The sequence below is a fragment of the Shouchella shacheensis genome (assembly GCF_001484965.1).
Lineage (GTDB): Bacteria > Bacillota > Bacilli > Bacillales > Bacillaceae_D > Shouchella > Shouchella shacheensis.
Map to the genome: position 1 here is coordinate 87,754 of NZ_KQ947396.1, position 9,271 is coordinate 97,024.

At 47.5% G+C, this 9,271-nt stretch carries 10 protein-coding genes; 7 read left to right on the forward strand and 3 right to left on the reverse strand.

Annotated features, from left to right (window positions below; translation table 11 throughout):
- The first annotated feature begins 106 nt into the window (after positions 1 to 106).
- Entirely contained in the window at positions 107 to 898 is a 792-nt protein-coding gene (locus AVZ68_RS04780; protein WP_059103389.1) for an SGNH/GDSL hydrolase family protein, read from the forward strand.
- Positions 899 to 1,200: 302 nt separating this feature from the next.
- Here AVZ68_RS04780 and AVZ68_RS04785 read toward each other — a convergent pair whose 3' ends face one another.
- Positions 1,201 to 1,578, reverse strand: a complete 378-nt coding sequence (locus tag AVZ68_RS04785) for a PH domain-containing protein (protein ID WP_059103390.1) — start codon at positions 1,576 to 1,578, stop codon at positions 1,201 to 1,203.
- Positions 1,579 to 1,922: 344 nt separating this feature from the next.
- Here AVZ68_RS04785 and nrdI point away from each other — a divergent pair, with 344 nt between their 5' ends.
- The 4 genes from nrdI (at position 1,923) to AVZ68_RS04805 (ending at position 6,238) form a co-directional block, all read left to right on the forward strand.
- Positions 1,923 to 2,318, forward strand: coding sequence for a class Ib ribonucleoside-diphosphate reductase assembly flavoprotein NrdI (gene nrdI, locus AVZ68_RS04790; protein ID WP_059103407.1), 396 nt, complete (start codon positions 1,923 to 1,925; stop codon positions 2,316 to 2,318).
- Positions 2,278 to 4,380: a class 1b ribonucleoside-diphosphate reductase subunit alpha gene (gene nrdE, locus AVZ68_RS04795; protein ID WP_059103391.1), complete on the forward strand. Its 2,103-nt coding sequence runs from the start codon at positions 2,278 to 2,280 to the stop codon at positions 4,378 to 4,380. Before nrdI ends, nrdE begins: the two co-directional genes overlap by 41 nt.
- Before the next feature lie 25 nt (positions 4,381 to 4,405).
- The gene (nrdF, locus tag AVZ68_RS04800; RefSeq protein WP_059103392.1) at positions 4,406 to 5,407 is read left to right on the forward strand and encodes a class 1b ribonucleoside-diphosphate reductase subunit beta; all 1,002 of its coding nucleotides are present in this window, start codon (positions 4,406 to 4,408) and stop codon (positions 5,405 to 5,407) included.
- 207 nt (positions 5,408 to 5,614) lie between these two features.
- Positions 5,615 to 6,238 (forward strand): hypothetical protein, encoded by a 624-nt coding sequence (locus tag AVZ68_RS04805; protein WP_059103393.1) that lies wholly within the window; start codon positions 5,615 to 5,617, stop codon positions 6,236 to 6,238.
- Between the two features lie 47 nt (positions 6,239 to 6,285).
- Here AVZ68_RS04805 and AVZ68_RS04810 read toward each other — a convergent pair whose 3' ends face one another.
- Positions 6,286 to 6,831 (reverse strand): cysteine hydrolase family protein, encoded by a 546-nt coding sequence (locus AVZ68_RS04810; RefSeq protein WP_059103394.1) that lies wholly within the window; start codon positions 6,829 to 6,831, stop codon positions 6,286 to 6,288.
- A gap of 100 nt (positions 6,832 to 6,931) precedes the next feature.
- On the opposite strand from AVZ68_RS04810, the gene AVZ68_RS04815 reads away from it, so the two are divergent.
- Entirely contained in the window at positions 6,932 to 7,126 is a 195-nt protein-coding gene (locus AVZ68_RS04815; RefSeq protein WP_059103395.1) for an SE1832 family protein, read from the forward strand.
- Between the two features lie 87 nt (positions 7,127 to 7,213).
- Here AVZ68_RS04815 and AVZ68_RS04820 read toward each other — a convergent pair whose 3' ends face one another.
- A complete protein-coding gene (locus AVZ68_RS04820; protein WP_157404579.1) occupies positions 7,214 to 8,074 on the reverse strand; it encodes a glycine betaine ABC transporter substrate-binding protein in 861 nt (286 codons plus the stop codon).
- A gap of 200 nt (positions 8,075 to 8,274) precedes the next feature.
- Here AVZ68_RS04820 and AVZ68_RS04825 point away from each other — a divergent pair, with 200 nt between their 5' ends.
- Positions 8,275 to 8,835 (forward strand): GbsR/MarR family transcriptional regulator, encoded by a 561-nt coding sequence (locus tag AVZ68_RS04825; protein ID WP_059103397.1) that lies wholly within the window; start codon positions 8,275 to 8,277, stop codon positions 8,833 to 8,835.
- The last annotated feature ends 436 nt before the right edge of the window (positions 8,836 to 9,271 follow it).

Below are 9,271 nucleotides of genomic sequence, written 5' to 3' on the forward strand. Positions count from 1 at the left end.
ACGCTGGTGTTCGTAGGAATCCCCCACTTCAAATTTCGGTAGAAATTAAGTGGTGGGTAGTTCAATGTAGAACTAACGTATCCATTACAGAAAGGACGCTTTTTATTTGAAGAAACTACTTTTTCCTTTAACGATTGTTTTATCCTTGATAGTTATTGTGATTGGCTATTTCTCTTACCAGCAAAGGCTTGACGCGATTGCGGAGGAAGCACATGCAGGAGGGGCGCCCGTGCCTGAGGAAACCGTGGGCAATGAAGAGAGCGGCGATGAAACGGAAGAAGTCACTTCCACGTTTAGCGACGGGTTGGTTGGCGGCTATATTCAGGAAACAGAAGGGCTTGACGAACTGCGACTCACTTATTTCGGCTCAAGCTCTCTTACGAGTACGGACGGGCCCACATGGCCAGAGCTTGTCACGGAAGCCGTAGAGGAGGTTACCTCCCCACTGCCAGTGACTTCGGTCATCGAGGATGTCGACACAGCGACAAGCGAGACCATCGTGAACAGCAATTCCATTCAGGCGGTCATTGATTCGGACCCGCACATCCTCTTTTTTGAATCTCTTACCTTGAATGACAATGGCGAGGTGGAACCGGCTGATTCAATCGCCAACATCGAAGCGATGCTGGCCGAACTTCAAGAAACATTGCCGGAGACCGAAATCATCTTGATGCCAACCAATCCCATTAATAGCACGGGACCATATTTAAACCAGATTGACGTGCTCAATACATTTGCGGAAGACCTGGACGGCGTTACGTACGTGGATCACTGGGACGCATGGCCGGAGACCGATGACGCGGAACTGGATGACTATGTCAGCGAAGGCTCACCAACGATTGAAGGGCATGAAAGCTGGGCAGAGGCCTTGTTGCCTTTATTGATTGAAGGCGATTAACGTGTAAACGGCGCAGGCGGGTTGCCCAGGAGCGTGAATTTTGGAAGGCCTGCACCAGAAATCCCGACCTTGGATTTCTGGTGCAGGCCTGAAAAATCTCGGCGCTTCTTCCCGCCGGAGCTAGACAATACCGAAATGCGCAGGCGGGTTGCTCAGGAGCGTGAATTTTGGAAGCCCTGCACCAGAAATCCCGACCTTGGATTTCGGTGCAGGCCTGAAAAATCTCGGCGCTTCTACCCGCCGGAGCTAGACAAAAGCTAGGAGATGGTCACCCCCCTAGCTTCCTCTATGCCCGCTCCCCTTTAACCAAGCACATACATGGACAGAGCCTTTTGAACATCGATGATGCTTTTGTCTTTTTTAAATGGTTTCACAATCGGTTCAGGCGTGCCAGACACCCAAATTTTCAGTTCTGCCTCCAAATCAAACGTCCCCGCTGTCTCCACACTATAGTGCGCGATGTTGTGGTAAGGGATGGTGTGATACTCGATCTTCTTCCCCGTCATCCCCTGTTTGTCTACAAGAATCAACCGTTTGTCCGTAAAAACAATCAAGTCTCTAACAACCTTAAAGCCGATGTCCACCTCTTCATTTGGAACAAGAGTGCTGCTTACCTCTCGTTCCACTTCCTTGTTGTCCACCTGTGACGCGTTCCCTAACAACCCAGCTAATAGTCCCATCGTATGTCTCCTTTTTTCGTATGATCCTCCCCATCATACTACAAATCATTACTAGTGGCTTCCTCGCCTCTACCCGTTTCATTTCCTCTAGCTTTTTTCATCGTAGTGCTAGTATAATGATAAACGTTCTGCGTCTCGCAGGGCGTTTTTTTTATGGCTTTGGTTGAAAAATAGTTGTCCACAGCTCTTCTCCTAGAGCCGCCCGACATACAGTCGATTATGCACAGCCTGTGGGCAATATCTATATATTGATTTAATGGCGTTTATCCTCTACTATATGTGGTATAGAAGAATACATACTTGCTTCTTTGCAAGAAACTTATCCTTATACCAGTAGGATCGTGATACTCGTGAAAATTGTCTTTGATTCTAAAACAGGAAACGTCAAGCGCTTTGTTGCGAAGCTCCCTTTTTCGGACATCGTGCAGCTTGACGCCAATATGGTGGTGGACGAGCCCTTTCTATTAATTACGTACACCACCGGATTCGGTACGATGTCGCCAACCACGCGAGCCTTCCTTGAGAACAATGGACAGAATCTGCGCGGCGTAGCGGCAAGTGGAAACCGGATTTGGGGCGACAATTTTGCTCACAGTGCGGACGTCATTAGGGAAACTTACCACGTTCCCATCCTTCACAAATTTGAGCTTTCCGGTACGTCTTCGGACGTGCATGCATTTATACAGGGGGTCGAAAACTATGCCACAAAATCAAGTACCAAAGTGGGTTCAGCTCAATAACGAACTGATGATTTCAAAGGATGGTGTGTACCAGTTTGACAAAGACAAGGAAGCGGTACATAGCTATTTCGTTGACAACATCAACCAGAACACCGTTTTCTTTCATGACCTAGAAGAGAAAATCGACTACCTCATTAAAAACGACTATTATGAAGAGCAGCTCCTTGAGCTCTATACGATGGACGAGGTAAAAGAAGTCTTCAACCTCGCCTATGCGAAGAAGTTCCGCTTTCCTTCGTTTATGAGCGCATTTAAGTTTTACAATGACTACGCCCTGAAAACGAATGACAAAACGAAGATTCTTGAACGTTATGAAGATCGCGTCTCCGTCGTTGCTTTATTTTTTGGAGACGGCGATATCGAGAGAGCTAAAGCCCTGGTGGAGACCATGATCTCCCAAGAATTTCAGCCAGCAACGCCAACCTTTCTCAACGCCGGCCGCAAGCGTCGCGGAGAACTTGTTTCTTGCTTTCTGCTTGAGATCAATGATTCGTTGAACGACATTAGCCGCGCGGTTGATATTTCCATGCAGCTCTCCAAGCTGGGCGGCGGCGTCGCTCTCAATCTCTCCAAGCTACGGGCGAAAGGGGAAGCGATTAAAGATGTTGCTAATGCGACCAAAGGCGTCGTTGGTGTGATGAAGCTGCTTGATAACGCGTTTCGCTACGCCGATCAAATGGGACAGCGTCAGGGTTCAGGCGCGGCCTACTTAAACATCTTTCATGCCGATGTGAACGATTTTCTTGATACACGCAAAATCTCCGCTGATGAAGATGTACGTGTCAAAACACTTTCGATTGGCGTGGTCATCCCTGATAAATTTGTCGAGCTGGCTCGAGAAGATAAGGACGCTTACCTTTTCTACCCGCACACGGTTTATAAAGAGTACGGTCAGTATTTAGACGAAATGAATATGGATGACATGTACGAGACGCTTGTGGAGAACCCAAATGTGCGCAAAGACAAAGTCAACCCGCGCCGCCTGATGCAGAAGCTGGCGATTTTGCGTTCAGAGTCCGGCTACCCATACATTATGTTCGCCGACAACGTCAACAAAGCGCATGCCAATAACCACATCAGCAACGTCAAGTTCTCCAACCTTTGTTCAGAGATTTTGCAGGCGTCTGCCGTGTCCACCTACAACGACTACGACCAAGACGATGAAATTGGCTTAGATATTTCGTGCAACCTCGGCTCAATCAATATTTTAAATGTGATGAAGAACGGGTCGCTCGAGCAGACGGTCAGCCTAGCCACGGATGCACTCACTCGCGTATCGGCCTCCACCGATATTGTCAATGCGCCGGCCGTTCGTCGCGGAAACCAAATGATGAAATCGATCGGCCTTGGGGCAATGAATTTGCACGGCTACCTTGCCGCAAACAACATCGCCTATGAAAGCGAAGAAGCGCGTGATTTTGCGAACACCTTCTTTATGATGATGAATTTCTACTCTCTCAAACGTTCAGCAGAAATTGCGCGTGAGCAGAACGAAACCTACTATGGATACGAAGGCAGCACCTATGCGACAGGCGACTATTTCAGGAAATACATGGAAGGTGACTTTTCGCCCAAACACGCCAAAGTCGCTGATCTTTTTACCGGGATGCACATCCCTACACAGAAGGATTGGAAGGAGCTTCAAGCATTCGTACAGGAGCATGGCTTGTTCCACAGCTACCGTCTAGCGATTGCGCCAACGGGGTCGATTTCGTACGTACAGTCAGCAACCGCGTCGGTCATGCCTGTGATGGAGCGAATTGAAGAACGCACCTATGGAAATTCGAAAACCTACTACCCAATGCCTGGCCTTGATACGAGCAACTGGTTCTTCTTTAAAGAAGCGTACGATATGGACATGTTTAAAGTCGTTGATATGATTGCAACGATCCAGCAGCATGTCGATCAGGGCATTAGCTTCACACTGTTCTTAAAAGACACAATGACCACCCGCGATTTAAACCGGATTGATTTGTACGCTCATCATAAAGGAATCAAGACATTGTACTATGCGCGAACGAAGGATACAGGCCAGGACGATTGCCTCTCCTGCGTCGTCTAAGGTGCAAAATGAAAGGAGAGATAGTATGAGTCATGTCTATGATGCGGCCAACTGGTCGAAGCATGAAGATGATTTCACACAAATGTTTTATAACCAAAACGTCAAGCAGTTCTGGCTTCCAGAGGAGGTCGCCTTGAATGGCGACCTCCTCACATGGAAGTACTTAACGCCAGATGAAAAGGACACGTATATGAAAGTACTCGCTGGACTGACCCTCCTCGATACGGAGCAAGGCAACACAGGGATGCCGATTGTCGCCGATCATGTGGCTGGCCATCAGCGAAAAGCGGTACTCAATTTCATGGCCATGATGGAAAACGCCGTCCATGCCAAATCATACTCCAATATCTTCATGACGCTCGCCACCACCGAGCAGATTGATGACGTGTTTGAGTGGGTCAAAACCAACCCGCGCTTACAGAAAAAAGCGGATCGCATCGTTACCCTTTACAAAAACATTCAGCAAGGCGATGAGATTTCGCTCTTTAAAGCAATGGTGGCTTCCGTCTATCTGGAAAGCTTCTTGTTTTACAGCGGATTCTACTACCCTCTTTATTTCTACGGGCAGGGGAAATTGATGCAAAGTGGAGAGATCATCAACTTGATTCTCCGCGACGAGGCGATCCACGGGGTCTATGTGGGGCTCTTGGCGCAGGAAATTTACAACAAACAAACGCCAGAAAAGCAGTCAGAGCTTCATGCGTTCTCCCTCGAACTGCTTAAGGATCTTTATGAGAATGAGCTTGTCTACACAGAAGAACTTTATGATCCGGTCGGTCTTGCTCACGACGTGAAGAAATTCATCCGTTACAACGCCAACAAAGCACTGATGAATCTCGGCTTTGATCCGTACTTTGAAGAGGAGGAAATCAACCCGATTATCCTTAACGGCTTAAACACAAAAACCAAATCACACGACTTCTTCTCCATGAAGGGAAATGGGTACAAAAAGGCCACCGTAGAACCACTGCGGGACGATGATTTTTTCTTCCCAAGTGAAGAGAAAGAACCGCAAACGCAGCTGTGAATGTTTTCATTTTCTAGAACCAAAGAAACCGGGCAGTGCCCGGTTTCTTTGCGTCCAATACCGAACGATCGCTCATTTTTCCAGACAAACAGATGAAAAATCTTCTTGATTTGCACCGGCCACTGTATGATAATGGACATGTCTATATGTACAGTGGCTTGCGGGCTTACCTGCATGTGTAGATTTCAGGATAGGGGGAGAACTGAATTGGGCAAAATGGATGAAATGATTGTCGTTGTGCCTCGGAAGCATGTGTTTCATAATGAATCACTTGTGTTTCAAGGCGTAACGAGCGAACGAGAAAACATCGCCACCATTATGAACCGGATCAATCGCCATTTTAGCGAAATGCGACGTGGAGACGCTGAAGAGAATGATTCCTACAAGCAGCCCATCCCTTACGTCGTGATCCGACGCCAGGATGACATCTTTTTGTATGAGCGTCTAAGCGGGGCCGGGGAAGCACGGCTCCACAATAAGTTATCACTCGGCTTTGGCGGTCATATGAATACGATTATGTCCTCAAGCTTTCAGGAGATGCTTGAAGCCAACACCGATCGCGAACTTCATGAGGAACTTCAATTTGATAAAGACAAACAGAAAAAAACCAAAGCGATTGGCTTAATTAACGACGATGAAGAGGAAGTCGGCCGTGTTCACATTGGCATCCTGTCCGTACTTGAACTAGCAGATGATGCGGCTGTTGAAGTGAAAGAAGTGAATCAGATGACGGGACGCTGGGTCCCCATTTCCGATTTAAAAAAGGAAGAGATCTACGAGCGGCTGGAAAGCTGGTCAAAGTTCGTCGTCAACATCCTCATCAAGAAATAAAAAGAAGCAGAGAAGGCCCTCAGCGGAATTCTCTGCCTCTCTTTTTCTTAAAGCACCTTCGCCCCAAGCGCGTTCTCAAAATGCCCCAATGCCCATTCATGCCCCGCCGCATCAAAGCTTGCCACTGCATCCTTATACACCACGAGCTCATAGCCAAGCGAGTACGCATACACCGCGGTATGCAGCACACAAATGTCTGTCACATCGCCGACCAAATGAACCTCCGTGATGCCACGTTCCCTAAGTTTCACATCGAGGTCGGTCCCAACAAACGCCGAGTAGCGAGTTTTATCCATGAAATAGACGTTGGCACTCCCTTTGATCTCCTCGTACAACTCCCCCACTCTTCCGTACAGATCGCGTCCCTTTGTTCCTCTGAGGTTATGAGGGGGAAACAGTTTGGTTTCAGGATGGTAGATATCGCCCTCGTCATGGACGTCTACGGCAAATACAACGAAATCATTGGCCTTGTGAAACGTTTCGATCGTCTCCGTGATTTTCTGCTCAACCGCCTGCCCCGGAGCCCCAACCGTCAGTGCTCCATCGTGGGCAATAAAATCCTCCGTGTAATCAATAACGAGCAATGCCCTCAATGTTCAGTCCCCCCTTTTTGATGATTGTAGCACATCCGCTTTCGTTGTCCCTCCCCTTCTTTTGTGATACGTTATCGTTATAATTAGAGGAGGCGTCCATATGGAAACCATTCAACAGCTAGAACATCGATTAACCGAGTTAAAAAGCGATTTCGTTCGCATCCAAGGCGACATCGAGAAAGTGGAAACAACTGGAGGAAATGTGGCTGCCGCTATGAAACAGCTAACAGCAATTGAAGATGAGATCGCCTCCGTCCGCAAACAGATCGCTGACCAATTGAAATCGCAGGGGTAGAAGCAGAACTACGGCAAACCTTTGCTAAAAACGCTCGCACCAAAAAACGTCCATGAGCTCCTAAATCTCATGGACGTTTTTTTCTACTTATTCGTCAACATTAATCCATTCATCAACGGTTTCCTGATTATCCTCCACCCATTTAGCCGCAGCTTCCTCTGGCTCCATGCCTTCTTCTTCAACATAGAGCATGACTGCGTTCATATCTTCTGGTGTCCAGCTAAAATTATCAAGGATTTGGTAAGCGGTCGGATCATCCTCTTCTAGTCCCTCCCGCACAAGCGTACGAATCTCTCCATCTTCCGCATAAATTCCCTGCGGATCTTCTAAGAACTTCAGGTCATAGGAATTGAACTTCCAATGCGGCTGCCATGCCGTGACGACAACCGGTTCTTCCGCGTTATAGCGAGAGTCTAATTCTGCCGTCATAAAGGCATCCGAGCTTGTCGATAACGCGACATCGTCAATGTCGTAAGCATCCAGCACTTCCTCTGTTGCGATGACAACCCCTGCGCCTGCGTCAATGCCTGTAATTTCTTCTACAACATCTGAAGACAATTCCTCGATGCTGTCAATGTCCATGTACGTCGGAACAGCAAGACCTGTTTGAGCGCCTTCCAGATTGGCACCTAAGTCTACCATCTCGTCGCCGTACTGCTCATAATCGGCTCTCATATCATCTGGCAACCAGCCAGCCACAAAGCCATCCGCCTCTTGGTTGGCCACACTAGACCACATGATGCTCTGCTCCACCAATGTGAGCGTGACATCATAGCCTGCCTGCTCCAGCGCCTCCTTAATCACATTATTCGAGGCAATTTCTGATTCCCAGGCGACGTAGACAAGTTCAATTTCTTTATTTTCTTCCGCTTGTCCATCTTCATCGCCACAGCCTGCAAGAAACAAAGGAGTGCTAAGAGCAAGAAGTGGCAACATTCTTTTTTTCATTTGTCCTCTCATCCTTCCATTACGTTGAATATGTTTAATACAGATTAAATATTTTAGATATGGTATGATCGTAACACACGTAGAAATGATGTCAACTCCCACCCATTGGCCAATTTTTCTCAACCACCTTGCAATCCGTCGCCAGAAAAGCTATACTGTCGTTAAATTTGTTCGAAACATTTTAAACGAGAGGTGTTTATATGACGAACGAGGAACAGGCTCGTCAAGAAATCGAAAGCATTCATGGCCTCATTAAAGATGGCCTCGCCGATACAATGGACATATACGGAGTGAATCGCTCTGTTGGGCAACTGTACGCAACCTTGTATTTAAATGGGGAGCCAATGACGTTGGACCAGCTTCGTGATGAGCTCGGCATGAGCAAAGGCAGCATGAGCCTAGGTGTGCGCAAACTAATGGAGGAAAAAATCATTCACCGCGTCTACCGCAAAGGGGAGCGAAAGGACTTATACGAAGCGGAACAAGACTTCTTTCAATTCTTTATCTCCTTTTTCACCAGACGATGGGAACGTGAAAAAAGTGTGAATGTCCAAGCCATTAAACAAGCGCGTCCTCGCTACCAGGCACTCATTGATGATGAGGAAACGCCAGTGGCCGTTCGAGAAGAAGCCGAATACACACTGCACAAAATTACCGACTCCCTTTATTACTATGAGTTTCTCGACATGCTTGTGGAGCAGTTCCAATCAGGAAATCTTGCGCATGAGTTAATGGAAACCTATCAAAAGAAGAACGGATGACCTTGCTCTTTCCTGTGAACGAGCAAGGTTTTTTTGGCTTCCCTCTGGATTATCACAAGCACACAGGAAAGAGGGCTCCTCATGAATCAGAATCCTGTACCTCCCGCATATCCGCGCTCCTTTCTCGCACATTCCGGTCCTTCTCACGCATATTTGCGCTTTTCTCTCGCATATTCGGCTCTTCTCACGACATTCGGCTCCCCTTACGCACATCCGCGCTCCTCTCACGGATATTCCGGTTCTTCTCACGCATATTCCAGCGCTTCTCACTCGCATTCCGGCCCCTCTTGGACTTCTGTCAAGAAAGTGGACACTTTTTTTTGATACCAATGTTGAGCAAACTCCTACCGCACTTCGTTTGGTTGGGCACTAGAAATGATCAGTCGAAAATCGCGACTGATCATTTCTAGTGCCAATGGTTAATTTATGAGATATC

Bases quoted from the DNA above. Each gene is read 5' to 3' on its own strand.
- AVZ68_RS04785 (WP_059103390.1), bottom strand. From the start codon at position 1,578: ATGGGACTATTAGCTGGGTTGTTAGGGAACGCGTCACAGGTGGACAAC.
- nrdE (WP_059103391.1), top strand. From the start codon at position 2,278: ATGCCACAAAATCAAGTACCAAAGTGGGTTCAGCTCAATAACGAACTG.
- nrdF (WP_059103392.1), top strand. From the start codon at position 4,406: ATGAGTCATGTCTATGATGCGGCCAACTGGTCGAAGCATGAAGATGAT.
- AVZ68_RS04815 (WP_059103395.1), top strand. From the start codon at position 6,932: ATGGAAACCATTCAACAGCTAGAACATCGATTAACCGAGTTAAAAAGC.
- AVZ68_RS04820 (WP_157404579.1), bottom strand. From the start codon at position 8,074: ATGAAAAAAAGAATGTTGCCACTTCTTGCTCTTAGCACTCCTTTGTTT.
- AVZ68_RS04825 (WP_059103397.1), top strand. From the start codon at position 8,275: ATGACGAACGAGGAACAGGCTCGTCAAGAAATCGAAAGCATTCATGGC.